The 24,401-nt window shown below is 41.8% G+C and carries 38 protein-coding genes and 1 pseudogene; 35 read left to right on the top strand and 4 right to left on the bottom strand.

The window, feature by feature from the left end; translation table 11 throughout:
* Positions 1-101: 101 nt before the first annotated feature.
* The 4 genes from AX662_RS09590 to AX662_RS09575 form a co-directional block, all read right to left on the bottom strand.
* Positions 102-1,268 (bottom strand): tyrosine-type recombinase/integrase, encoded by a 1,167-nt coding sequence (locus tag AX662_RS09590; RefSeq protein ID WP_197414713.1) that lies wholly within the window; start codon positions 1,266-1,268, stop codon positions 102-104.
* 149 nt (positions 1,269-1,417) lie between these two features.
* Positions 1,418-1,936, bottom strand: coding sequence for a PH domain-containing protein (locus tag AX662_RS09585; RefSeq protein WP_231728432.1), 519 nt, complete (start codon positions 1,934-1,936; stop codon positions 1,418-1,420).
* Between the two features lie 34 nt (positions 1,937-1,970).
* On the bottom strand, positions 1,971-2,333 hold the full coding sequence (locus AX662_RS09580) for an ImmA/IrrE family metallo-endopeptidase (RefSeq protein ID WP_060972319.1): 363 nt from the start codon (positions 2,331-2,333) through the stop codon (positions 1,971-1,973).
* Between the two features lie 4 nt (positions 2,334-2,337).
* Positions 2,338-2,703 (bottom strand): helix-turn-helix domain-containing protein, encoded by a 366-nt coding sequence (locus tag AX662_RS09575; protein WP_060972318.1) that lies wholly within the window; start codon positions 2,701-2,703, stop codon positions 2,338-2,340.
* Positions 2,704-2,871: 168 nt separating this feature from the next.
* On the opposite strand from AX662_RS09575, the gene AX662_RS09570 reads away from it, so the two are divergent.
* The 35 genes and pseudogenes from AX662_RS09570 (at position 2,872) to AX662_RS09395 (ending at position 24,370) form a co-directional block, all read left to right on the top strand.
* Complete coding sequence (locus AX662_RS09570) at positions 2,872-3,075, top strand: helix-turn-helix transcriptional regulator (protein WP_060972317.1); 204 nt, start codon at positions 2,872-2,874, stop codon at positions 3,073-3,075.
* Positions 3,076-3,135: 60 nt separating this feature from the next.
* Positions 3,136-3,861 (top strand): phage antirepressor KilAC domain-containing protein, encoded by a 726-nt coding sequence (locus AX662_RS09565; protein WP_060972316.1) that lies wholly within the window; start codon positions 3,136-3,138, stop codon positions 3,859-3,861.
* A 487-nt stretch (positions 3,862-4,348) separates the two neighbouring features.
* Positions 4,349-4,675 carry a hypothetical protein gene (locus AX662_RS09555; RefSeq protein WP_060972315.1) on the top strand — a complete coding sequence of 109 codons (327 nt, stop codon included), beginning with the start codon at positions 4,349-4,351 and terminating at the stop codon, positions 4,673-4,675.
* 270 nt (positions 4,676-4,945) lie between these two features.
* Positions 4,946-5,089: a hypothetical protein gene (locus AX662_RS10825; RefSeq protein ID WP_197414712.1), complete on the top strand. Its 144-nt coding sequence runs from the start codon at positions 4,946-4,948 to the stop codon at positions 5,087-5,089.
* Positions 5,090-5,436: 347 nt separating this feature from the next.
* A complete protein-coding gene (locus AX662_RS09550) occupies positions 5,437-7,083 on the top strand; it encodes an LPXTG cell wall anchor domain-containing protein (RefSeq protein ID WP_060972314.1) in 1,647 nt (548 codons plus the stop codon).
* Positions 7,084-7,085: 2 nt separating this feature from the next.
* Positions 7,086-7,406: a hypothetical protein gene (locus tag AX662_RS09545; protein WP_060972313.1), complete on the top strand. Its 321-nt coding sequence runs from the start codon at positions 7,086-7,088 to the stop codon at positions 7,404-7,406.
* A gap of 35 nt (positions 7,407-7,441) precedes the next feature.
* Entirely contained in the window at positions 7,442-7,624 is a 183-nt protein-coding gene (locus AX662_RS09540; RefSeq protein ID WP_060972312.1) for a hypothetical protein, read from the top strand.
* A 105-nt stretch (positions 7,625-7,729) separates the two neighbouring features.
* A complete protein-coding gene (locus AX662_RS09535) occupies positions 7,730-8,428 on the top strand; it encodes an ERF family protein (RefSeq protein ID WP_060972311.1) in 699 nt (232 codons plus the stop codon).
* 3 nt (positions 8,429-8,431) lie between these two features.
* Positions 8,432-9,418 (top strand): DUF1351 domain-containing protein, encoded by a 987-nt coding sequence (locus tag AX662_RS09530; protein WP_060972310.1) that lies wholly within the window; start codon positions 8,432-8,434, stop codon positions 9,416-9,418.
* On the top strand, positions 9,412-9,915 hold the full coding sequence (gene ssb / locus AX662_RS09525) for a single-stranded DNA-binding protein (protein WP_060972309.1): 504 nt from the start codon (positions 9,412-9,414) through the stop codon (positions 9,913-9,915). Before AX662_RS09530 ends, ssb begins: the two co-directional genes overlap by 7 nt.
* Positions 9,916-10,637: 722 nt before the next feature.
* Positions 10,638-10,859 carry a hypothetical protein gene (locus AX662_RS09510; RefSeq protein ID WP_197414711.1) on the top strand — a complete coding sequence of 74 codons (222 nt, stop codon included), beginning with the start codon at positions 10,638-10,640 and terminating at the stop codon, positions 10,857-10,859.
* Positions 10,846-10,965: a DUF7204 family protein gene (locus AX662_RS11130; RefSeq protein WP_443030985.1), complete on the top strand. Its 120-nt coding sequence runs from the start codon at positions 10,846-10,848 to the stop codon at positions 10,963-10,965. Before AX662_RS09510 ends, AX662_RS11130 begins: the two co-directional genes overlap by 14 nt.
* Positions 10,966-11,001: 36 nt before the next feature.
* Positions 11,002-11,289, top strand: a complete 288-nt coding sequence (locus AX662_RS09505) for a hypothetical protein (protein WP_060972306.1) — start codon at positions 11,002-11,004, stop codon at positions 11,287-11,289.
* Positions 11,286-11,480: a DUF1653 domain-containing protein gene (locus AX662_RS11125; protein WP_060972305.1), complete on the top strand. Its 195-nt coding sequence runs from the start codon at positions 11,286-11,288 to the stop codon at positions 11,478-11,480. Before AX662_RS09505 ends, AX662_RS11125 begins: the two co-directional genes overlap by 4 nt.
* Before the next feature lie 14 nt (positions 11,481-11,494).
* Complete coding sequence (locus tag AX662_RS09495) at positions 11,495-11,710, top strand: DUF1642 domain-containing protein (protein WP_060972304.1); 216 nt, start codon at positions 11,495-11,497, stop codon at positions 11,708-11,710.
* The gene (locus tag AX662_RS09490; RefSeq protein WP_197414710.1) at positions 11,711-12,028 is read left to right on the top strand and encodes a MazG-like family protein; all 318 of its coding nucleotides are present in this window, start codon (positions 11,711-11,713) and stop codon (positions 12,026-12,028) included.
* Positions 11,997-12,305, top strand: coding sequence for a DUF1372 family protein (locus AX662_RS09485; RefSeq protein WP_060972303.1), 309 nt, complete (start codon positions 11,997-11,999; stop codon positions 12,303-12,305). Before AX662_RS09490 ends, AX662_RS09485 begins: the two co-directional genes overlap by 32 nt.
* The gene (locus tag AX662_RS09480; RefSeq protein WP_060972302.1) at positions 12,302-13,012 is read left to right on the top strand and encodes a DUF1340 domain-containing protein; all 711 of its coding nucleotides are present in this window, start codon (positions 12,302-12,304) and stop codon (positions 13,010-13,012) included. The genes AX662_RS09485 and AX662_RS09480 overlap by 4 nt, the downstream gene beginning before the upstream one ends.
* Before the next feature lie 696 nt (positions 13,013-13,708).
* On the top strand, positions 13,709-14,125 hold the full coding sequence (locus AX662_RS09475; protein ID WP_060972301.1) for an ArpU family phage packaging/lysis transcriptional regulator: 417 nt from the start codon (positions 13,709-13,711) through the stop codon (positions 14,123-14,125).
* 99 nt (positions 14,126-14,224) lie between these two features.
* Positions 14,225-14,698, top strand: coding sequence for a terminase small subunit (locus AX662_RS09470; protein ID WP_443030984.1), 474 nt, complete (start codon positions 14,225-14,227; stop codon positions 14,696-14,698).
* Complete coding sequence (locus tag AX662_RS09465) at positions 14,688-15,953, top strand: PBSX family phage terminase large subunit (protein WP_156430709.1); 1,266 nt, start codon at positions 14,688-14,690, stop codon at positions 15,951-15,953. Before AX662_RS09470 ends, AX662_RS09465 begins: the two co-directional genes overlap by 11 nt.
* A 1-nt stretch (position 15,954) precedes the next feature.
* Complete coding sequence (locus tag AX662_RS09460; RefSeq protein WP_060972298.1) at positions 15,955-17,454, top strand: phage portal protein; 1,500 nt, start codon at positions 15,955-15,957, stop codon at positions 17,452-17,454.
* Entirely contained in the window at positions 17,444-18,397 is a 954-nt protein-coding gene (locus tag AX662_RS09455) for a minor capsid protein (protein ID WP_231728430.1), read from the top strand. The genes AX662_RS09460 and AX662_RS09455 overlap by 11 nt, the downstream gene beginning before the upstream one ends.
* An 86-nt stretch (positions 18,398-18,483) precedes the next feature.
* Complete coding sequence (locus tag AX662_RS09450; protein ID WP_060972297.1) at positions 18,484-19,035, top strand: capsid assembly scaffolding protein Gp46 family protein; 552 nt, start codon at positions 18,484-18,486, stop codon at positions 19,033-19,035.
* Positions 19,036-19,053: 18 nt separating this feature from the next.
* Positions 19,054-19,986 (top strand): phage major capsid protein, encoded by a 933-nt coding sequence (locus AX662_RS09445; RefSeq protein ID WP_060972296.1) that lies wholly within the window; start codon positions 19,054-19,056, stop codon positions 19,984-19,986.
* Positions 19,987-19,999: 13 nt separating this feature from the next.
* Positions 20,000-20,272: a HeH/LEM domain-containing protein gene (locus tag AX662_RS09440; RefSeq protein WP_060972295.1), complete on the top strand. Its 273-nt coding sequence runs from the start codon at positions 20,000-20,002 to the stop codon at positions 20,270-20,272.
* A gap of 1 nt (position 20,273) precedes the next feature.
* Positions 20,274-20,621 (top strand): phage head-tail connector protein, encoded by a 348-nt coding sequence (locus AX662_RS09435; RefSeq protein WP_060972294.1) that lies wholly within the window; start codon positions 20,274-20,276, stop codon positions 20,619-20,621.
* Positions 20,618-20,926, top strand: coding sequence for a hypothetical protein (locus tag AX662_RS09430; protein ID WP_060972293.1), 309 nt, complete (start codon positions 20,618-20,620; stop codon positions 20,924-20,926). The genes AX662_RS09435 and AX662_RS09430 overlap by 4 nt, the downstream gene beginning before the upstream one ends.
* Positions 20,919-21,272: an HK97-gp10 family putative phage morphogenesis protein gene (locus AX662_RS09425; RefSeq protein WP_060972292.1), complete on the top strand. Its 354-nt coding sequence runs from the start codon at positions 20,919-20,921 to the stop codon at positions 21,270-21,272. The genes AX662_RS09430 and AX662_RS09425 overlap by 8 nt, the downstream gene beginning before the upstream one ends.
* Complete coding sequence (locus AX662_RS09420) at positions 21,269-21,649, top strand: hypothetical protein (protein ID WP_060972291.1); 381 nt, start codon at positions 21,269-21,271, stop codon at positions 21,647-21,649. Before AX662_RS09425 ends, AX662_RS09420 begins: the two co-directional genes overlap by 4 nt.
* Positions 21,650-22,192, top strand: a complete 543-nt coding sequence (locus tag AX662_RS09415) for a phage major tail protein, TP901-1 family (protein WP_060972290.1) — start codon at positions 21,650-21,652, stop codon at positions 22,190-22,192.
* Positions 22,193-22,247: 55 nt separating this feature from the next.
* Positions 22,248-22,589: a tail assembly chaperone gene (locus tag AX662_RS09410; protein ID WP_060972289.1), complete on the top strand. Its 342-nt coding sequence runs from the start codon at positions 22,248-22,250 to the stop codon at positions 22,587-22,589.
* 41 nt (positions 22,590-22,630) lie between these two features.
* On the top strand, positions 22,631-22,966 hold the full coding sequence (locus AX662_RS09405; protein WP_070575579.1) for a hypothetical protein: 336 nt from the start codon (positions 22,631-22,633) through the stop codon (positions 22,964-22,966).
* Positions 22,967-23,079: 113 nt separating this feature from the next.
* Positions 23,080-23,589: pseudogene (locus AX662_RS10820) on the top strand (hypothetical protein); the annotation flags it as partial.
* 295 nt (positions 23,590-23,884) lie between these two features.
* Complete coding sequence (locus tag AX662_RS09395) at positions 23,885-24,370, top strand: HNH endonuclease signature motif containing protein (protein WP_060972286.1); 486 nt, start codon at positions 23,885-23,887, stop codon at positions 24,368-24,370.
* Positions 24,371-24,401 lie beyond the last annotated feature (31 nt).

The raw sequence follows: 24,401 nt of genomic DNA, 5'->3' as shown, positions 1-24,401 counted from the left end.
CAGAATACCGTGGTTTGAAATCATTCTACAACTTGAAAAAATAAAACGTTGATTTAACAACGTTTCTGAGGGCTCTAGGTTTAACCTAGAGTTCTTTTTTTCTACCCAAGGGGCAAGGAAGGGGCAAGATTATTCGTAATGATATTATCTAAAACATTGACCGCTTGATCTTTCATATTTCTTGTGACATGGGTATAGATGCTAGTAGTGACTTCCGAATCTGCATGACCCACCCTGTCCATGATAGTTTTTAGTGGCACGTTGTTTTCAGCTAGTATGCTTATCGTGGTATGTCTGAAGATGTGAGGGGATAGGTGCTTGTCGATAGGTGTTTCCAGTCTGGCATTAGCTCGCTGGAGTGATGCACTAAGGATTGTACTGTGGATAGGCTTGCCAGTGTTGGTCGTGAAGATTTTATCGCTACGATACCAATCTGGATTGGTTGTTTCGCTTAACTCTTTCAATTCCAGTATCTGGTCAACGATTTCCATTTCTCGATTAGTGAGATAGGTGGTCCGATAGCTAGCGACGGTTTTCGTTCCTTCGTTTTCTGGGATGTATCTGTTGAAAGAGGTGTGTATATCCAAAGAACGTGTCTCTTTGTGGTAATCTGAAACAGTCAGCCCAGCCAGTTCACCAATTCGACAACCGTTTAGGAGCATAAACTCACACGCTAGAGCATATCTCAGTGTTATGTCCTTTCGGTAGAGTTCTTTCAGTAATCGACTGTATTCGTCTGGTTCTAAGTATTTATTCTTGGCAGCTTGTTGTTTCTCAAGTTTATTGGTCTTCTTTGGTAATCGTGCCTTCCTCGATGGGTTATCAGTTATAAGTTGTTGATCCATAGCATAATCGAAAAATGTATTTAGTACAGTCTTAGCACGATATTTCTGTGAATCTGTCCAGTCTGCGGTGTCTAGTAAGGATTGGACAAGTCTGACATTGATATTTGATAGGATTGTTCCTTGTTCGATAGCGTCAGATATTCGTTTAACGGATGCTGCAAGGCTCTTGATTGAGCTTAACTTAATCTGCTTTTGGTGAAACTCCCACCATTCGTTAAAGGCACTATGGAATGATACGTTAGTAGTGCTTGATGATTCTATTTTCTGGGCTATCTTATCATCCAATAAGCGTTGAGCCTCTTTCTTTGCTCGGTTTGACCCACTGTTAAGCGTTACAGATACCCGTTTCCATTTTTCAGTGTAAGTGTCCTTGTATCTTTCGAAATATTTATATTTTCCGTTTGGTAATTCTTCTACCCACATTGTCAGATCTCCTTAATTTTGGTAAAATGGGTACAGAAAAAAGAAAACACAACCTTATTGGTTTGTTTTACTGTTAGTGTGTTTTCTGTTTTTCTGTGATGCCTAGCTCTACACTCTAAGTTTGGCGACGGTGAGTGTAGGGCTTTTTTTTATTGTGATAATAATTTAGCTTTCTGTGCTTGAAATTCTTCCTCAGTAAGTACGCCGTTATCAACTAATGATTTTAACTTAATCAATTCGTCAGCAATTAGATTCTGCGATAGTGGCTGACTGTTCTGGCTCACTTCTATTTGTGGTCTATATAGACTTTGTTTGTATGCTTCTGACGCACGTTTAATCTTATCAGATAGGACTGGGACAGCAATCTTCGGGATGTTCTTGATATGTGCCCAAGATGCCCCGTTCATCACCGAGATTTCACCTAAGAGAACCCCACTTTTAGACGATACGCCATTGACCATATCAAGAGGGATTTCAGAAGTTTGGACACCGTAAATCATGCCTTTATCAACAAACATAATGCGTTTTTGAGTTAAAACGATTAAGACAGTGTTGCCGTCATACATTCCGGATGCTGCATACTGGATAACCTCATCGTCTGATAGCAATTGCGGCAGGTAGTTGACCTCTTTTCGAGTACCAAACATCTTAGGGACGCCCGCTTGCATTAATTGGGTTTGAACTGTTAATAAATTCATAGCGTTACCTCATCATTTTCAAATATTCATTTTTTACAAAGGTCTCATCACAAATCGTGGTGAGATTATACTTTTCCATAAAGTGTAAGTAATTAAAATCATCAAGATTTTCATTTTTCAACAATTCATGGATCATAGTCCTATTTGCTTGAGCTTCAAACTTCTCCCGTAACCGCTCATAGTCTTTAGAGTTATGTTCTAAGTGCCCTAATTCGTGCAGAATAACCTTCAAACGTATTTCTGGGGCTAAATCCTCATTGATATAAACCACCCTGTTTATTGGGTCGAGAAAGCCGTTTCGTGGCCACTCGTTAGAGCTAAACTCGCAGATAGAGACATTGAACTGCTCAAGCAATTCTTTCTCCATACGTTTATTTCTCCTTGCTACTCATATAGCCGGCAATTATGCCCCGAATGGCACGTTTATCTTCCTCTGTAAGAGGTTTACCGTCAAACATCATGGCGTTGGCTATGATTTCATCAATGTCATGGGAGCTAGGTTGTTGTTCCTCGGTGTTTTCTGGACCGTCTCCAAAAAGAATGTAATCCGTAGAAGTTCCTAAAACTTGTGCTAATTTTACAATCTTTGTCCCCGTTGGAATACTAGCACCGCTTTCCCACTTTGAAATAGTTGAGTCAGACTTATACCCTAACATTTTCGCTAATTCAAGTTGACTAATGCCCTTGCTAGCTCTCAAACTTTCAATTCTGCTTCCTCTTTGCTTATTCAAATCCATATCTTTCTCCTTGCTGCTTATATTAATATTATATAGTAGACTTTCCTAACTTTCAAGTTGTTTTATAAAAAAACTAAAAAAACTTGAAAAAAAATCAACAAAACTGTTGACATTGAATTAAATTCAAGTTACAATATGTTTGTAAGTTAGTTAGAGAGGAGGAACAAAATGACAAAAATAGTTCCAAAGATTACAATCAAAGAACTTCGAGCCCGTCATAATATGACACAAGAAGAATTCGCTAAAAGCGTTGGTACTACAGCTCAAACGGTCAGCGCTTGGGAGAAGAACGTGCTTTCTATTTCTCCTAAGAACATGGTAACCATTTGTAATAAATACCACATTCAATCGTCTGATTTGTACGGTATCTGATATTTTTTTACAGTAAAACTTGAATTTAATTCAAGTTAAGAATTAAGGAAGGAGCGATCAGTGAACGAATTAATTAATGTAACGTTAAACGAAAACAATGAGCCTATCATTAGTGCGAGACAACTTCACAAAACATTAGAAGTAAAAACTCGATTCAGTCAGTGGGTTGAACAAAACTTCAAAATGTTTAAAGAGAACGAAGATTTTACAAGTGTAGTTGGAACTACGCTTGTAAATAACGGCGCCGTTCGTGAACTGCAAGACTATGCTGTTACAATCCGAATGGCTGAACATCTAGCTATGATGTCGAAAACAAATAAAGGTCATGAAGTTAGAGAATACTTCATCCAAGTTGAGAAAGACTTCAATAGCCCAGAGAAAATCATGGCTAGGGCATTGCTAATGGCTGATAAGAAAGTCCATAAACTAGAAGCACAGATTGAAGCTGACCGTCCTAAGGTGTTATTTGCTGACGCTGTCAGTGCTAGCAAGTCATCTTGTCTAATCGGAGAATTGGCTAAAATCCTGAAACAGAACGGGATTGATATTGGTCAAAACAAGCTCTTTCAGTGGCTACGCTCTAACGGTTATCTAATTAGTCGCCGTGGGGATTCTTGGAATCAACCAACGCAAAAGAGCATGGACTTAAAGCTGTTTGAGTTGAAAAAGACAAATATCAACCACGCTGACGGACATACAACTACCAACACGACAACTAAGGTTACTGGCAAGGGTCAACAGTATTTCATTAACAAGTTTCTTAATCAAGAACGCTTAACAGTTTAGATCAGAAAGGACTACCAATGGAAATCACATATAAACCAGTCGGTATCAACGAGACGGCTGAGTGGGGAGACTACGACCACCTCATGCAGCGGTGGGAAGGTCTAGGGAAGTCGATGGCAAAGAACCTCATTCGAGAAATGAGGGACAACAAAGACTTTCGAGACTACGTATTCAATCCAACACACAAACTGGTTTTTATCAACTATGAGGGTTTTAAGTCCTTCATCGAATGGAAAACCAGAAACAGATTCAAATAACATTAACACCCTAGCCGTAACAGTGAGCTAGCGGGGCAACAATTCAGTTGAAACGTAAGCAATACCATTAGATGATTTGATTTTATAAGAACTCCTAAAAATAAATAGGATCGAAAGTCCTCGCTAGTTCTCTAGTGCGGTTAGGGAATAAAAAAGGCCAACCACTGCCAGAAAGGAGCATAACTGAATGAAGTATATCTTTCACTAACACGGAAGAAAATTACACGAAAATGAATAACAAGTTCTTACAAGATACTAGCTTGAGTTTACAAGCTAAAGGCTTACTTGCTGAAATCTTGATAAATAAAAGTGATTGGCGGGTTTATCTGTCAGAGCTTGAAAAGAGGTCAACCAACGGGAAAAGTTCGCATCGTACAGCGTTTGAAGAATTGAAACGCAAACGTTATGTCGTGGTTTTTCGTAAAAGTAAGGGATATAAAAAAGGTTTTGAAATGGTTGTCTGCGCATCAGACATACCCATGACAGACGAGTTTATAGAATACCTTGACAAAAAGTTATCCACAGAGTTATCCACAGGTAGCCTTAAAAATTCATAGTTCGATAATTGGAATTTCCATTTAATCAAACGATGATAATTCGTAAGTTAGAAAATTCATATTACGAAAAAATCAAACGATGATAATTCATAGGTTAGAAAATCGGACACTAACAATAACTAATATATAAACAATAACTAATATATAACAATATGGTGCTACGCACACTAACCAACAACAATCTAGAGCCTACCGGCACTAACTAACAATAATAACTAATAGATAACTATACAGTAATCATAGTTAGAAGAATAAGAGAGGTAAAAAATCATGAAAAAACTATTTGGATGGATTTGGAGCAAAAAGCAAAATGAAGTAGAAGTCTTCGAGGTAAGACCATATCGCATGATTGACGAAAAGGTACGAGAGTTTAACGCTGACCACGGCTTGCCATTAGATCAATTAGTGGGGTAACTCATGAAGCTATTAAAGAAATTGCTAACCAGAAAGAAGCCCAAGCAGCAAGAGCCGTTCTTTGAATGGGTTGAAACCCCAGAGGAAAAGCAAGAACGACTCAAGAACAAGTACACAAAATAATGTCAATCTTTCAGCGTGCAGCCACGGCCTCATCGTGGAGTGTAACTTATACTAATTTTTCCCAAAAAAACTTTACTAAATAAATCTTTTTCCTATCTTCCCCAAAAAAGTCTAATAAAACATTGAAAAACATGACGCGGTGGGGCGATGGGTGCACGTTGAGAGCACTAAAAAAAGCATGGGTTAGGGCCCATGCAAGAAAAATACACCAAGGAGATTATACCATGAAATCTTTTAACACTCAAACAACTTCAAAACCTAGCTACGTTAAAACTAAAGCCTATGGCCTTTGTGGCACATTGGCGCTAGCTACAGCTCTATTGATTGGAGCTGGCACAGTATCAGCGGACGAAACTGCTCAACCAGTGGTGGGCGCACAACCAACTGCCGCTAATGTCTATACGGCTGACAATGCCGGGAATGTTACGGTGACACCTAGCGAAACAGTGGCACCAGTGGAAACACCAAAAGCGTTAGCACCAGCACCGGTAGAATCTCAACCGATTGCAGAAACACCAGCAACAACTACAGAAGTAGCTCAACCAGCTGAAACACCAGCTGCGCCTACTACAGTGACTAAAACGGGCGACACTATCAACGTTGAGAATCCAAACGTTGAGGTGACTTTCCCTAATGGCAACGGAAAGTATAACCCATTCGAAGTTGAGTATAAGGATATTCAAATTCCAGATGACGTGCAAGTTAACGAGGGTGACAAAGTTACCCTTACACTTCCTAAAGAGGTGACATTCCAAACTGATTATGACTTCGACGTTTACAATCCCAACAAAGAAGTTATCGGACATGCTGCTACCAACTTGAAAGCTGGGAACGTGGTTACTACGTTTAACAACTACTTCCAAAACAATCCACTTAACAAGCGCATGAGTTTGAAGCTTGATGCAAGCTGGACAGATAAAGTTGTCCCAGGAAAGCCAGTAAATATCAACTTTAATGGTACTGTTGTGACTGTAAATGTTGGTTCGGAGCAAGTAATCGGCAAAGATGAATTGATTGCAAAATGGGGATTTCAAGACAAAGAAGACCCTACTGTGATTAATTGGACAGCCCGTGTTAACTATGCCAAACGTGCGTTAAACTATGTAACAATCATTGATGAAATGTCAGAAAACCAAAAGCTGGTTGATAACTACTTTGAAATTAAAAACATTGAAAGTGTTGATCCTTGGGTCGACAAAGGTTCAGCTATGGACTTAGTTAAGTCTATCTCAAAATCTGAGCATGGCTTTGAAATCAAAATGGACCGTTTAGACCGCATGGTTTACTTGTACTACAAGACTAAGCTTGTAAATGCTGTTAAGGACTCAACTAACCCTACAAATAAAATTGAGCTTAAAGCTGAAAATGATGGTGCCGTTTCATATCAGAAGATTCAATTAGTAGGTGGTAAAGGTGATGCGTCTGGTGAGAATAAGCCAGAACCAACGTTTGAGGTGCCACACGATGCACCTAAGTACGAAAAACCGGAATTTAAAGGCGGCATCCCCGGAATCCCAGAGGTGCGAGAATTGCCGCCATTTGAAGGTGGAGTAATTCCGAATGATGCCCCTATCTTGGACTTGCCAGAGCTTGAAATTCCAGTAGAGCCAGAAAAACCTAGCACACCGAAAGAGGTGCCAAGCAAGCCAGTAGAAGTGCCAAAAGAAAAAGTGGCACAACCTGCCACAGTATCTTATAACTTCGCACCAACAAGCAAAGAGACACCTAAAACGACCGTTTACGGTGGTACTCTTCCGAACACTGGTGAAAAAGAAGGCATCGCTAGCACTTTAGGGTTGGTAGTAATCGCAGCAGGTATTACTGGACTTACTCTTGGATTTAAAAAACGTAACGAAGAAAAAGGGGAATAATCATGAAAGAAAACAATAAAAACATCGTACTCTACAGCGCTAAAAAGAATGGCTTTCTTGCGAGCTATAAAGACAAAGGGAGCATAGCGTTTACAGCGACTTTTGATCCCCGACTTTGGAAAGCGCTACAGCTACCAATCGAACCATACGAAAAACAAAAAGCTGGCATTGACAAGCTTGCTGAAGTGTTTGACTGCGAAGTGCTTATCGTAGAAGCTGAATACAACGTAACTAAACTTGACGGCTCGGACTTTGAACGCACGGAGCGTGAAGAATCCATGGAGGATAGGATTGGAGCACTCCTAAACTTATTGACGAACTAACAGAACATGAAGTGGTGGGAGGGTAGGCATTAAACATGGAACAAGAAACTTATGAAGTCGAGAACCGTTGGCGGAACAAGTACATGAATTTAGGTCGAGAGTTGGGGGAGATTATCAATAGTCAGCAAGACAGAATTTTGTCGCTAGCTCAAGAAAACACCAAGCTCAAAAGAGAGCTTTGGCACCTAAAAAAGTCAAAGGGTAAGAAATGGCTCTAAAATCGCTTGTAACCGCCCTAAATAATTTAGTAACACAATTACACTAGAGAAACGGCAAATAACCCCCAAAATTTGAGAATTAGGGGTATTTAAAAAGGACATGACATGGAAGAAATGACATTTACAGAGTTGCAACAACGAATGCAGCTTAAAAAAAAGAAAGAAGGGACTGCCAAGTACGCTTCGAGGCACGCCGAAGACATTTACAACGTTTTTAAAAGTTTGAAATCAAATTGGAGCGTTGTAGTCAACTATGATCTAGTCGAATTTTCTGGCAAGACTTTTATCAAGGCTATTGCAACGGCATCTAACCGAGAGGAAAAAGAGCAAGCGGTAGCATTTGCAGAGCTGTCTCCTGTGCCGATTTTGAAAACCCGCAACGGAGACTTAAAACAAATGAATGAACCGCAGTGGGTAGGAGCCGTACAATCATACGCTGGGAAGTACGCCTTGCAAGCACTATTTGCAATTGGTGAGGAAGATGTGGACCACTTCGAAGTGGCCGAAGAGAGTTTGAGACCAAACCAACCTCACAACCCTCAACCACATCAAAATCAACAACCGCAACAAGCACGCTACGAGTCAAGAAGCAATCAACAACCTAACTTCATTAGCAATGAACAACATGACCTTATCATGCAACAAATCAATGAGCTAGCACTAATTACTGGTCAAGCAACCGAAACAGTAGCTAATTACTACTTGAAGAAGTACAAGCTCAATGACTTCCATGAGTTGCTAGTAGCAGGTTTTAACGTGGTATCTAACGACATTCAAACACAAATTAACAATCGAAAGGGATAAGACATGAAGGACGTAACGAACAACGCAACAAACAATTTCTTGGAAACAATCGAGCCGGTATATACGCCGGGAACAATAAATTTTGATTTTGAAGCATTTGACAAAGCTATCCAAGCGGCAGTAAGCGAGTTGTCAGACGAGCAACTGGACCAACTTGAATATAGCGATATCAAGAAAGAAATTACCCGCTATAAAGGTCTCGATGACAAGCTAGATGCAAAACGCAAAGAGATTTCAAAAATCTATAAGAACCCGCTCACAGAATTTGAGGGCAATTTGAAGAAATCACGCAAGCCATTGCAAGATTTGGTTGACAAGCTGCGTGCAAAACGTGATGAAATCGACAATCACCAAGCAATGCTCCGAGTTGACCACGTTAGATCAGTATTTGAAGAGAAGTGCGAGCTTGCTGGATTGGATAAGGACACATTTAAAGACAAATACGACGGCTATTCTTTGAAGAAGTATTTCAAAGACAAGAAGATGGAACTCAAAAAAGAGACTATCGAAGAAATCGACGCATTGGTTTTGGCTGAGTATGACCGACTTGAGGAATACAAGGCTAACGTTGCCATGATTGAGGAACAAGCCCTTGATTATGAGTTGCCAGCGGAACCATACACTAGAGCTTTGAACAATGATACACCTCTAGTTGAAATCCTCAAGCAAATGAAAAAGGACCGTGATGCAGCTATTGAACGCAAGCAGCAAGCAGAAGCCAAACAAAAAGCAGAAGCGGCACGTCTAGCCGAGATTGAAGCAATGGCCCAACAGTCAGCTAACGAGGAAATCAAAGCGGTCAACGCTGAAACTGGTGAGGTTATCGAAGACGCTAAACCCGTTGAGGAAGTACCTAGCAAGCCCGCTGAACCTTACAAGGTCAATCTTGCTCTTACTTTCCACGGCGGTGAGAATCAATGGCATCAATTTGCTAAGTTGCTTGATGATAACTTTGTAAATTATGAAATTCTAGGAGAAAAATTATGTTAAATTCGGTCTGCCTTGTAGGAAGAACAACCAAAGACCCAGAGCTACGCTACACGCCCAGCAATGTCGCAGTAGCTACATTCAGCCTAGCTGTTAACCGCAATTTCAAGGATGCTAACGGTGAGCGTGAAACAGACTTTATCAACTGTGTTATCTGGCGTCAGCAAGCTGAGAATTTGGCTAACTGGGCTAAAAAAGGCGCTTTGATTGGTATTACTGGGCGCATTCAGACTCGTAGCTATGAAAATCAGCAAGGTCAACGAGTGTATGTCACTGAGGTAGTCGCTGAGAACTTCCAAATGTTGGAGAGCCGTGCAGCGCGTGAAGGTAGTAATGCTAATCAAGGCAATACATCGGGAGCGTTTGGCAATGACAACGGCTATGCAGGGCCTTACGGGCAACAAGCACCACAACAGCAAGGGCCAAACTTTGCAAGAGATAACAGCCCATACGGGAACAGTAACCCAATGGATATCACGGATGATATGCTGCCATTCTGAGGTGAAGCATGAGACTAGAATTTCTATTACAGAGGTCAAAAGCTAAACCTGCACAAAATCTAGTTATCAACAGTAACGACAGATTTCACTATCAAGCAGAGGGGCGAATGGTCAAACGGCTACGGCTAATAGCAAGGGCAGAAGCTGGACTAAACATTACACCAGTGTATAGCCCAGATAAGCCTTGTACGGTAGCTGTAACAGTCTATGCACCAACCAGACGAAGATTAGACCCACCGAACCTATACCCTACCGTTAAAGCCCTTATAGACGGGTTAACAGACGCTAATTTATGGCCGGACGACAATCACGAAGTTATCAAAATGATGTCGTTTCAGTATGGCGGGCTAAGTGGTGAGTCTGGGAAATTTAAGATTGTGTTAGACATTGAGGAAACGTGAAATGAACAGTAGATACAAAGACAAGCTAGTCGGTGTATACGCTCCGAGCAGTCACGGACACACAAGCGTATTAGGCCAAACGCAAGAGTTCTCGAAGTGGTTCTGGGCTAATCACGAAGATATGGAATACATCAGCGCTAAGTTGAGTATCAATGCAAAGAAACTCAATCGTATTCTAACGCTGGAGCAGTTGCCGGACGAAGAACTATTAAGAAAGATGGTCGAGTTATGCGCTGGTTAAGGCGATTTATAGCACAGAATCCGGCTAAGGTGTTCAGAGACGAGCCGGGAACGATGATAAAAAAAGGAGTTAAAAAAACTATGACAAATATTAAACTGCAAAATCCATACATGGATGAAACCATCAAGGTGAAAGAAAATCTCAAACGCATTCTGGACATGTTGGAATGGCTCGAGGTAGGCAATATACAATGTCTTCAGTTACAGCAGCTTGAACCAGAAAAAAGGGTGATTACTATCAGCCCTAAGAATTTTGCAAAGATTGATTATTACGAGGCGGAGGAAGTAGATGATGAAATATAAAGTTATCGTCTGTTACGACAACATGGAAGATAGTGAGCATGTCTTCCATACGAAAAATGAAGCAATCAACGAAATGCACCGATTGGGATTGAAATATCGTAATTAAAGAATGTATACAGTGGAAATGCAAGAGGTGGAATAGGTGGATTTATTAGAGTTAAAAAAAGCAGAAGAAATTAGACAACAGATCGAAGAATTGGAAAAATTTATCAACTACAAACCGTCACCTCTTGACAAAGCTTTTATTATAAAACAAGAACCAAGATTCAAGATGGCAATTAAAACGAGATTCTTTTTTGATGAAAAAACTATGGCAATAACATCGGAAATTTTATCAGACGCAATCCGTGACGCATTGAAACAAACAGTCAAAAAATTAAAGACACAATTAGTAGATTTAGGTATTGAAGTTAAGGAGGTGGATGAATGAATAAACCTAAAGTCGGGTCGTACTGGACGCACAAAAAGACAGGAAGAGATTACAGAATCATCTGTGTCGGTTTGTGGGAAGAAACGTTAGAAGAATGCGTTGTTTATGTTTCAGAAAATGACAAAAGATGTTGGATTAGACCTCTCGAAATCTTCATGGACGGAAGATTCGTAGAGCGACCTTACAATTGAGGCGGAGGTAACGGATGACTAAACAAAAATTGTATAGGGTCAGATTTAAAGATGTAGCTAATTATAATCATTATTATCTAAACTATGACACACAGGCAAAAAGATGGAATATTGACACAGACTTAGAAAATAAAGTTTTTAGAACTTCATTTACTAAGAAAGAACTGGAAGAAAATGGTTTTGGGTGGGTATTTAATAGTCCACTTACAGAGGTTTGGGAGTTACTATAAATGATGAATAACCTAATTACTAAAATTAACCATTGGGCTGACAAACGCAATTTGAAGCAAGCTGACCCAAAGATTCAGTGGATGCGAATCACTGAAGAAGTCGGAGAAATTCGAGATGTGCTCTTGAAACCGACTAAATTCACGGAACCGCAAGCAGCACTTAAGGACGCAATCGGTGACACGCTAGTAACGATTATCGTGCTAGCACATCAATTAGACCTCGATGTCACTGAGTGTTTAAGCATTGCTTATGAGGAAATCAAGAATAGAAAGGGGAAGATGGTAAATGGAACATTCGTCAAGAAAGAAGATTTATAACGAGCTGGCAGTCGCAACAATTCTGCTAGTGGTATCACTAGCCATTAACGTGACTACTATCCTACGAGTGGTTAATAGACCTATCGAGACAGTGGTTATCCATAAGGCTGACAATGCAGTGGAATTACACGGCAAGGTTACTGGAAAATCAATGGTCGGGAAACTCTACACAATAGATTGTGGGGCTTATGGCAAGTTTCTTGTCAGCAAGGAACAATACGATGCGGTAAACGTTGGGGATGACATTCCGAGCTATCTGAAAGGACGCGGCTCATGAGCGTGAGATACCAATATTCCGGGCTGACACCAGAGCTGTATCAACGGTTGGTCAGTGAGCATGCAGCACTGAGAGAAACGCACAAAAAAGGCTCTTATAAGCAGTTTTTCCAAGAAGTTAGACAGTGCAGTGAAGTACAAGCTCGCATCATTTATCAAGCGTTTAACAGTGCGGTTGTTGAACGTGCGAGAATCTCACCTCAAACAGTCGATAGGCTAGAAGGCATCATTTCCGATGAACTGTTCAACGACCTTCAAGACTATCTGTCTACTAATTACACAAGAGGTAAAACCACTAAACCGGTTTTGGATAAAATCAACGCAGGATTGCCAGAGGGACTGTTCAAGCGTTTCCGTGAGGAAGTGGAAGAACTACGCAAGGAACACCCTAACAACCTAAATAGCTATATTAGAGACGTCAAGGACTGCGACCAGAAAAATGCTAACAGAACCCAAAACGCCCTTAATATGTGCTATTCAGAGAAAGCTGCTCTAACACCGTTGAAGGCGATTCAAATGGAAGGTCTACTTTCAAGAGAACTGTTCAGCGAAATTGTTGATTATGTCTTCAATAACTATGAATGGGCCGAGAGATTAGATGATGAAGTTGATCGCATCATTCTTAAATATCGTAACAAAGGCAAGGTAGGTAGTGAGAAGACCACGGTCAGAAAAGCCTTATATAAAGCCTATTCGTTAGGTGTGTAGCTAGAACGGTTCATGAGGGTTCGACTCCCTTGCTAGCTATTACCAGTTAATTTATATACGGAAAAGAGGAATCCTTTTGTATTTTTTCATTCAAATCAGCGGAAGCGTGACTGGTCGTGGATGCAACCAAATCCAGTAAATAAACAATTAGAATCGAGGAACCTTTTTTATTTCGTTTACTAATCTAAAGCGTGTTACTGGTAACGTGATTATTCAAGGCTTTATGCCTGCATACTTAATTAGATATAGGTCAGAAATCTCCATGATTCAACTACTTTATTCTTGTATTATTTCAAAAAAAGGAGGAAAACCTCCAAGATGATTTCACTATATCTAGGCTGGAATGGTTGTATAAGAGGTTCGATTCCTCTTGCCAGTCATTAGTCTGTCAAACACTAACTTTTAGTGGCTTGAACACTTTTTCAACACCGGACAAGCTGACAGACCTTGTCCAAACAAAACCCAGCAAATTTAAGAAAAAAGGATGTGAAACACCCTCTTTCTTATTGATATCTTGCATTACAAAAAAGCCAAAGACCTTGCTGGTGTCGATGGCTAGAAGGAGGTGATAAAAGGCTCACAAACTTAATCTTTTCATATCTCTTAATACTGAGCCGAGAAAATAAAAAAAGACCAACACAATGGCCGGCACTCTTTGAAAGTCAACACTACTATTATACCAGAGAGGGCAGAACAATGCTATTGCCGGAAATTGATGAAAAAGCAACAATCAAACGTTGCAAGCGAAAACTTCGAGAGTATCCACGCTGGCGAGAGATTGCACACGATAGCGCTGAACAGAAAATAACACAGGAATTTACCTTTATGCCCCGTGGTGGCAGTGGAGTGAGCAGACCAGTGGAAAATATCGCAGTCAGACGTGTCGATGCACTGAACGAGCTAGAAGCCATAGAGCAAGCAGTTAGCGGGCTATATCGTCCAGACTATCGCAGAATCTTGATAGAGAAATACCTAGCTTATCCACCTAAACCAAACTGGCAAATCGCCCAAGGAATCGGATTCGAAAGAACAGCTTTTCAAGAGTTGCTAAATAATGCTATCCTAGCTTTTGCAGAATTGTATAGAAACGGTCAATTAGTCGTAGAACGCTGAGATTTCGGTATTTTGACGGATAAAGCACGGTATCTTACAAGTGTTTAAAGTGGTATTATTATATTATCGAAGAAAAACAGAGACAGCTCACTTTGTGGGTTGTCTTTTTTCAGTATCAGAAAGGAGTTGATGGAAAATGGGATGACCGAGAAACAAATGAAGTTTGCCGATGAGTACGTCATCAGCCTAAACGCTACGCAAGCGTACAAGAAGGCTTATCCTAATATTAAAAACAATGATGTTGCGAAAGCTAATGGAAGTAGACTGCTTGCTAAAGCTAACATCAAGGCTTATATAGATGAGCAACTTGAAAAATTAAAGTCAGAACGTGTTGCGGATCAACAAGAGGTCATGGAATTTCTCACTGCCGTAATGCGTGGTGAGGTTGAAGAACCCTTACTTGTCCTGGATGGTGAGGGTATGCAGCGCATTGCTCAAGCTAAGCCGAATGTTGCCACCCGTCGAGCTGCGGCAGTTGATATCGGTAAACGTTACAGAATGTGGACAGATAAGGTCGAAGCCGATGTAACGCAAGATATCAATATTAATGTCGGTGAATGGAATGACGATTAATCTTGAAATCAATCCAAGCAAGGTGTTTAATCGGCATATCTATGAGCATTTGTTTGATTACGACACATTCACTGAGGTTCATTACGGCGGAGCGTCTAGCGGTAAGAGCCACGGGGTCTTCCAGAAGATAGTCCTCAAGGCTCTTAAAAAGTGGGACAAACCCCGCAAAGTATTGATATTGCGAAAAGTAGGCTCTACGGTTCGTGATTCGGTGTTTGCGGATGTGCAGGCAGCCTTGTCTTATTTCGGTGTGCTTAATCTATGCAAGGTTAACATGAGCGCATTCCGTATTGAGCTGCCAAACGGGGCCGAGCTGATTTTCAAGGGGATGGACAACCCAGAAAAAATCAAGTCAATCAAAGGCATTTCAGACGTGGTCATGGAAGAAGCGTCAGAGTTTACGCTCGATGATTACACGCAGCTAACACTTCGTCTAAGGGATAAAGCTCACAAGCAGAAACAAATCTACTTGATGTTTAACCCAGTGTCTAAAGCTAACTGGGTATATAATGCGTTCTTTGTGAAGAACCCTAAAAATACAGTGGTTTATCAAACGACGTACAAGGACAATCGCTTTCTGGACGACTTGACCAAGGAGAATATCGAGGAGCTAGCAAACCGAAACGAAGCCTACTACAAAATCTATGCCTTGGGTGAGTTTGCCACCCTCGATAAGCTAGTATTTCCCAAGTACGAGAAAAAATTACTCAATAAGGACGAGCTTAAACAGCTACCGTCCTTTTTTGGTCTTGACTTTGGTTTTACAAACGACCCCACGGCGTTTACGCACGTCAAAATAGACCGAGAGAATAAGCGGCTATACATCCTAGAGGAGTATGTCAAAAAGGGCTTACTTAACAACCAGATAGCAGAAGCCATCACTAGCCTTGGCTACTCAAAAGAGGTGATTATGGCTGACTCAGCGGAGCAGAAATCTATTGCAGAATTGCAAACACTAGGCTTGCGTCGAGCTATTCCAGTAGATAAGGGTAAAGGTTCAGTCCTTCAAGGGATTCAGTTCTTGCAACAGTTCGACATCATTGTCGATGAAAGATGCGTCAAGACGATTGAGGAGCTTGAGAACTATACATGGCAGAAAGATAAACACACAAACGAGTACATCAACAAGCCGTGTGATAGCTATAACCACTGTATCGATGCGATTAGGTACGCACTACAAAACCTTATCTTCGTCAAGGATAGACAGGACGTGGACGCTAAGATAAGACGGGTTAACAAACTGATAAGGAGATAGAATGACGAACACAACACATAGTGCTGACGATATTTTGCATGAAGGGCAGTATATTCCTAGATCGTACCAATTCGAGCGTGACATGGAACCAACTAGCTTGCAAAAACGTGAAGACTTCCTTCGCTTTCCCAAAGAAGCTAACACGCACTTCATGGCTCAGTCAGCAGACGACCTAGCGGACACATTCCAAGGGCGTGAGAAGTTAGAGAAGATGGTAGCTCAGTTCCAAGACGAACAGATTGACCGCTTGAATATCCTAGAGAGCTACTCAAACGGGAATAACTACACTATTCTAAATGGGCGTAAGCGATTGGAACCAGAGAAGGCTGACTACCGCATTAGGCATGACCTGGGCGGACAAGCTAGTCGTTTCTTCACTGGGTACACAGTAGGTCAGCCTATTTCAATCGGTGCCACTGATACTAACAGCGACTTGACAGCTATTGACGATTTCAATGCTTACAACGACATTGAAGCCCTTAATCGTGAGTTAGTCTATGACGCTTCACGCTTTGGTCGAGCGTTTGAACTGCATTACTATGACGAGTTTGGCAATCCCGCAGTGGTCTTGATTGACGCAAGGGAAATGTTCACTATTCGTAGCGCAGACGTTCGAAAGGATATCATTGCGGCTGTTCATTGTCCAGTGTATGACGGGGAGATGTTTGTCACAGTCTACACAGATAACAAGATTGTCAGTTATGATCCAAATTGGCAGGAAATCGAACGCAAAGAAAACCCGTTCGGAATGGTGCCAGTGGTAGAGTGGCAGAATAACCGAGAGCGTTCGGGCGATTGGGAGAAGGGTATCCCAATCATTGACGCTTACGACGCAGCAGAGTCAGACACGGCTAACTACATGTCAGACCTTAACGATGCCATGCTTGTCATCAAGGGCGATGTTGAAAGTACGGGTATGAATGCGTCTGACATCATGAAAATGAAACACGCCAACACGCTAGTGCTTGAAAGTGGTGTCGGACACAACGGGCAGCAAACGTCATTAGATGCCGGCTATATCTACAAGCAATATGATGTCAGCGGTGTCGAAGCGTACAAGTCACGCTTGATTAAAGACTTCTTCCGAATTGTTGGGTTGCCTAACTTGCAGGATGATTCGACTTTCTCAGCTACGTCTGGGATAGCTATCCGCTACAAGTTAGTTGACTTACAGCAAGTTACAGCCGTTAAGCGTGGGTTCTTTGTCAAAGCGCTCCGAAGACGCTATAAACTGCTTGAGTTGCTGTCTACCAATCTCAAAGGTATCGAACCAGTGGACGCTGACATGCTGACATTTACATTTCATGAGAACTTACCAACGGATGTATGGGCTGAGATTCAATCAGCTATCAATTCTGGCATGGAAATCTCACAAGAAACACTTATGGAATCGGCTAGTTTCACCGATGCACGCAAAGAAAAGAGCCGTTTGCTCAAAGAAGGCGGGGCTACTGATCTAGAAGTTAGCCAGATTGTAGGTACTGAGGATGATGACGAATAATGAACGCTACAACGCCGAGCGAAAAGCACAATCAGACCTAATCAAGCGGGACGTGGAACGTGACAAGATCTTAAAAGAACTCTATCAAGTGTCTTATAACCGCATGCAGAGCCAAATAAACGGTTTTTACATGCGATACGCTGACAAAGAGGGGCTAAGTCGTGCCGAAGCTATGAAGCGAGCTAGTGAGTTCGATGTCACTGAGTACAAAGACCGAGCTAGGAAGGCAGTAGTCGAGAAAGATTTCTCACACGGAACTAACCAATGGTTAAGACTGTTTAACCTCAAAATGAAAGTCAGTCGCTTGGAGCTGCTCAAAGCAGAATTAAGGCTTGAAATAGCTAGTCTTATATCAGACGTTAACGAAGTCTTCGACGAAGCGCGTGAGAGTGAATACTTAGCTGAGTTTAAACGTCAAGCGGGTATCTTGGGTAATTCTGCCGTCAATGCAGTGAGCCGCATGAGAGCGATTTTAGACGCTGATTTTTACGGGCAGAATTTTAGCCGCAGAGTTTGGGGCAGAAACGGACTTCATGCAAACATGCAGAAGGATGTGTTTAGCTCGTTAGCACGCATCTTCACCGACATGGACGGTTTTAAGCAGGAGCGGCAGCGATTAGCTAAGAAATATAACACAAGCCAGTCCAACGCCCAACGACTACTCAAGACCGAAATAGCTCGCATTAATGCTGATACAGAATTGATGATGTTGAAAGAAAACAACTTCACACATCTAATCTATGTCGCAGAAAGTGGGGCTTGCGATATCTGTAAGCCCTTGGACAAAAAAGCCATACCGATTAACAAGGCAGAAAAGGGGGTCAACATGTACCCAATGCACCCTAACTGTCGCTGTTCAGCGTATGGACACATCAAAATGGAATATAAAGCTGGCGGCAGCACTCTTGATGAAGAAGCTGTTAACGGCGTTTGGGGTGAATAACCCTTTGTCCAGACCGTGCTGAGGACATTAAAAGCTGCATGAGTTCGTCGAGGTTGGACGTTAAAGCGTAAAGAAAGGAGCCTATCATGGCAGAAAAAGAACTTGAAACAGTTGAGAATCCTCAAGAGGTTGAAGCTAGCCAACCAGAAAAAGAGGAGAAGAAGGTGTCAGTCGCTGAAATGCAACGTAGACTCAAGCAGATGGAAGAGAAACATACTCTTGAAATTGCTGATATGCAGAACGGTATTCAATCTCAAATCGAGGAAGCCGTTGCTAAAGCTAAAATGAGCGAAGAAGAACTTCAAGAGCTACAACAGAAACAGCGTGATAAAGAATTCGAAGAAGCACAGAGCACAATTGCGGCACTTCAAGCTCAAATCGCTCAACGTCAAATGCAGGATATCGCTATTAAAGAGCTCGAAGCTCAAGGCGTTCCTGTCAATGAGTCAACGCTTGCATTTGTTGTTAAAGGTGACGAAGAAGCTACCAGGTTAGCTGTTTCAAATATGGCTAACATCTTAAACTTGCAGAAACGAGAAGAAGCCAAAGCTCTACCACCTCGAACAAGCGGTGGAGAGGAAGGGCGTTCACATCGTGGAAAAGACAAGTTTGACAAAGCCAAAATCACTAATTTCTAACTTAAGAAAGGAGAGCGCATGGCTCAACAAAAATTTAATCCAGACACAGTCCTATTGTCTGATTCTCTTGGAAAAGAGGTCACATCAGAACAAATCACTGATCTATTCACTGACGAACTCGTTAAAACTTCAAAAGTCATTCAGCTTGGTCAAAAAGTTGAAATGGACGGCAAAATGGTCCGTAAGGGCGTTGAAGTTGGTCAATTGACAGACGCTTATTTTGTGGGTGAAGGTCAAAAAATTGGTACTGCAAAAGTACAAACTAAATCTTACGTTCTTGAATCTCGCAAATTGGCGGTTATCTTGCCAGTTACAGAAGAAGTCCTCAATTACACTTGGACTGACTTCTTCGAATCAATCAAGGATAAGATTGTTGACTTGTTTAACAAAAAAATCGACGGGGCAGCATTCCTCGGTTTGTATAACAACCCATTCGGTGCCAACGTTTTGGCGTCTGCTAAACGTGCTCAAAACATCGTATCTGGGGACATCAACCTCAATAACATCTACGATGTTGAGGATAAATCAGAAAAAGAACCTAACGCATTCGTAGGTCACCGCACTATCAACCGCACACTTCGTGGAATCGTCGACAATGTGAACGGCGGTCAACACATCTTCACTAAACCAGCTAATCCTAACGCAATCGGTGAGCTTGACGGTCTTCCATATTCACAACTTCAATTGCAAGACGGGCAAACTTACCCAGCAGGTACATTGATTACTGGTAACTTCAACGGCTTGGTTTACGGTATTCCAAACGGTACTAACTTGCGTCTTAAAATCGCTGATCAAGCTACTTTGTCTAAAGTTCAAAACGATGGCACACTTGATTCTGGTGACGTTCACTTGTTTGAACAAGACATGCAAGCACTCCGTGCTATCTTTGAAATTGCCGTAGCGATTCCAAACGATGAAGCATTTGCAGCTATCCAACCAGTAGGAGTCTAGTCAGGAGGTTTAAATGACCTATAAAGCTAAGATTACATTCCGTGACTTGCAAGATAACGAATATATCTACCAAGTCGGGGAAGTTTACCCACGAGAAGGCTATGAGCCATCTAAAGAGCGTGTGGCAGAAGTTCTTGAAAAGGGTGGTATCGAACAAGTCGAGCCGCCAAAAGAGCTTACAGTCAAGGAACTCAAAGCAAAACTTGATGAAGCTGGTATCGAGTACGATGCCAAAGCAAAGAAAGCAGATTTAGAAGAACTTCTAAAGGCTGCGGAGGAGGTCTAAAATGAACGATATCCAACTTGAAAAGATTAAACGTCGGTTGGGTATCGACGTCAAAGACGATCTTGAGGATGAATTGATTGAAGACTTAGTCAACGACGCTGAGAGCTATTTCAAAGCACTAGTCGGAACAACCGAGATTGACAAGAAATATCATTTCATCATCGAAAATGTTGTTTACAAGCTCTATGGTCGTAAGGGGTCAGAGGGTGTCAAAACCGAAAATGTCGACGGCTATTCAGTCACCTACGAGGACTGGGACGACATGTTCAAACCTTATAGAAAGATTTTGGATAAAGATTTCGGACTTGACGGCTCGTTAGCTCGAAAAGGTAAGGTGAGGCTCTTATGAAAACACCACACCGCATTAAACTAGTGAAACAAGGTGCTTCAAGCTACAACCCAATCACTGATAAGCACGAAGAAAAGGCGCAGTCTAGCAAGATTGTGCCTTGTTTAGTCAATTTTATTGACCAACAGCGTGCATTTGAGGCTTATGGGAGTAGGGCTGACGTGGTCATGATATGCCGATTCAATCAAGAGCAGAAGCCGTTTGACTACGCTCTATACAAGGGTAAGAAGTATTATCCTATCGAACGCATTGACGCACCGATAAAAGGGGCAATCCGATTGAAACGAGGTGAGCTAAATGGCTAATTTCACAATCGAGTGGAGAGGGGACACAGTCCTCGCAGCCGCTTTGAACAAAGCAAGTCAAGGAGTTAGAACACAAGCTCAAAACGCTCTTAAAAACTCAGCCGAGAAAGGCAAGAGCATTTCAAAAGGTCTTGCGCCAGTGGATACCGGTTTCTTGAGAGCTAATATCACCACTAGGCATTTGGGCGAAGAATCGCACATCCATTCAGCCGCCTCTTATAGCGGATTCCAAGAGTTTGGCACACGCTATCAGCCTGGTAAGCCGTTTATGCGTCCCATGATGCACCAAATCGAGCCTTATTTCACTGAACAAATCCGTAAAGTTATGGAAGGAGCCTTTAAATGACACCTAGCCACGACTTATTCAGAAACCTATTCGCTATTGCTAGTGAGAAACTGGCAACTTACGACTACTTACCCGATTCATCCGCTAGCTATCCTTTCGCTTTCATCGGTGAGAATAGCTCAGCACCTACACTCAATAACGAAAACTTTGGAACGATAAGACAAACCGTCCATATCTACGGGACTAGAGTGCAGCGTGCAGAGCTAGACACCCACTGCCAAGCGTTAGAACAAGCTAGCGAACGAATCAAAGGGTTTGAATACAACTTATTAAAAACTGGGACAGACAAGCAAGTCTTACCAGATAATACAGACGTCCAGCCATTGATTCACATTGTGCTGGATTTTTCATTTACATATACCAAAAAGGAGGAATAAATGGCAGAACTTATTTTGGGTAAAGACCTAATGGTCTTTTTCCGTCGTGTGAAAGACCAAAAGACGCAAGATGCTGCTAAAGTACGTTTCCAAACAGAACACACTATCAATGCTGAAAAAGAGGTCGAAACTACAAAAACCAAAGACGGTGTAGTTAACTCTATTTCAGACGGCGAAGTGTCTGGGGAATTCGTATCACTTGCTTATCGTGAAGATGGAACTACCACAGAAATGTGGCGTGAAATGCGTAAATGGTTCATCGCAGGCGACAAAGTAGAGTGCTGGCAAGTCGACCTTGCTTCCAAACGCACTTCTGGTGGCAAAGATGTCTATGACGTTGAATATTACCAAGGCTATCTTAAAAACTTTGAAATCGCAGCACCCGCTGACGACAAAGTTGAGCTTTCTTACGAAATGGCCATCGATGGCAACGGTATTATTTCAACCGACAGCTTGACAGAAGCTCAGAAGAAAGCAGTCGCAAGCGCTCAATACGACTACCATACTCTTGCTAAAGAAGACGGCCTAGTGGCGTCTATCTAGTCTAATTGCAGGGGCTTTGTGCCCTTGCTTTTTTTGTATAAAGGAGAAATAAAACATGATTCTATCTATCAACGGACGAGACTTTAATTTGATTTTTGGGCTTGCGTTCTTGCGTGAAATCAACAAATTGCACTCAGCAGAGCTTGAAGGCATGAAGACTGGCTACGGAGCTATGACACTGATTTCAGCGGGTGTCGCTATCAACGACCCGTTAGCTTTCGTGGATATCATCAAAGCTGGCACAATTACAGCACCGCAAAAACCAAGTGACGCTGACATTGAAGCCTATCTTGCTGATTTGATTGACAAAGGTAAATACAAAGAGACGATTGAGTCAATTGTCGACGAGTTAAAAACGTCATCCCTACTCAAACTCGCAATGAACGTTCAAGAGTAGGGCACAGTCAACCAGATTATGATTTCAGCTACGATGACGCAATGGCTCTCTTGATTGCAAGGCACGGCATGAGCTACGTAGAAGCTGCCAGGACAACGCTTGTTGAATTTGAGGTATACAATACCGCCTACGCAATTAAACAAGAGGATATCCGCTTCAATGCAGCAATCCAAGCATGGTATAACCAGACCGTGCAAGCTACCAAAGGCAAGGGCAAGAGTGTTCGCTCAGCTTACAGAACCTTTAATGAATTTTATGATCATGAAAAAGAGTTCAGCAAGATATTTAAACCGGAGGACACTGCGCCTAGAAGTCGAGCACTCTCGTTAGCTGATAAAAATAGAATCATCAATCAAACAAAGAAAGGGGGTAGTTAATGGGAGCATCTTTTGACGTTACGGCCATACTTCGTGCCAATTCAAGTGACTTCACCAACGGCGTCAACGCTGCCAAGTCTGCCCTTGCTGATTTGAGAAATCAGTCTGGGGGGATGCTTGCTCAAGTTGGTAGCAGTTTAAAGTCAGTCGGGAGTGCTATGCAGTCAGTCGGAGCTGGAATGACTACAGCTTTCACTTTGCCAATGGTCGGAGGTTTGACGGCCGTAATCAAAGGTTATGCAGACCTTGAGCAATCGTTAGGCGGTGTATCAACACTGTTCAAACAGAACGGCTCAAGCGTCAACACCCTTGCTAGAGACTACGGCATGACCAGGGAGCAAGCCCAAGCACTCTACAACACAATGGATCGTGAGGGGACCAATGTTATCGAGAACGCCAACCGAGCCTATAGGACGGCTGGTGTGTCTGCTAACAGATACATGGAGCAGGTAACGTCGTTCTCAGCTACTTTGCTACAAGGTCTAGGCGGGGACACTGCCAAGGCTGCGAAATACGGGGATAAAGCCCTTGTCCAAATGTCAGATAATGCGAACAAGTTCGGTACTAACATGACGGACATTCAAAACGCTTATCAAGGTTTTGCCAAAGACAACTATTCGATAAACAAACTAATGTCCGTTGCGTAAGTGATTACGCAAATGAGCGTGCGTGAACCTTTATCAAGGGTGTGAGATTTTACAATCTTGCTAACGGGGGAACCCTAAGTCAAAATGATATGGCAATCCCGTGCCAAGCCTAGAAATAGGAAGGTGTAACGACTATCGGTTCGACACCGAGTACGGCAACTATTGATACGTTGTTGGAAGCGCGCACCAACTAACAAAAATCAAGCATAACAAGTTGTGTTTTAACCATAACATGATATAATAGACATATATACATGAGAGGTACAAAGAAATGCAATGGAAAGTTATAGACGAAAGACCAAGATACCTTGTAAGTGAAAACGGAGAGGTAAAAAACTCTAAAACGGGTAGAATTTTAAAAGCTAGAGTTGGAACGGCTGGATATGAACAAATAATGCTAGGTAGAAAGACATCGCCTTTATATGTTCATAGACTGGTCGCTAAAGCTTTTATACCAAATCCAAACAACCTACCACAAGTTGATCATATCAATGGAGTTAAAACTGATAACCGAGTGGAAAATTTAAGGTGGGTGTCTGTTTCGGAAAATTGTTGGTCTTTTGGTTATCACGAAAGAAAAGAAAACCGCAAGAAGAAAGTAAAAGCTTCAAATGGTAAAGAAACTATCATTTTCCCGTCAAGAACTGAAGCTGCGGAATATTTCAATTCAGACAAATCGAACTTGGAGTATAATCGCAGATTTAAAAAAGGGAGAATGAAAGGTTGGATTTTTGAATTAGTTGAAGATATAGTCTAATCCCTAAGGTTTGCGATTGCAAACCTTTTTA

Source organism: Streptococcus sp. CCH5-D3 (genome assembly GCF_001556435.1).
GTDB lineage: Bacteria > Bacillota > Bacilli > Lactobacillales > Streptococcaceae > Streptococcus.
Note: the sequence above shows the minus strand (reverse complement) of the source record. Positions and strands in the feature narration are given on the sequence as shown.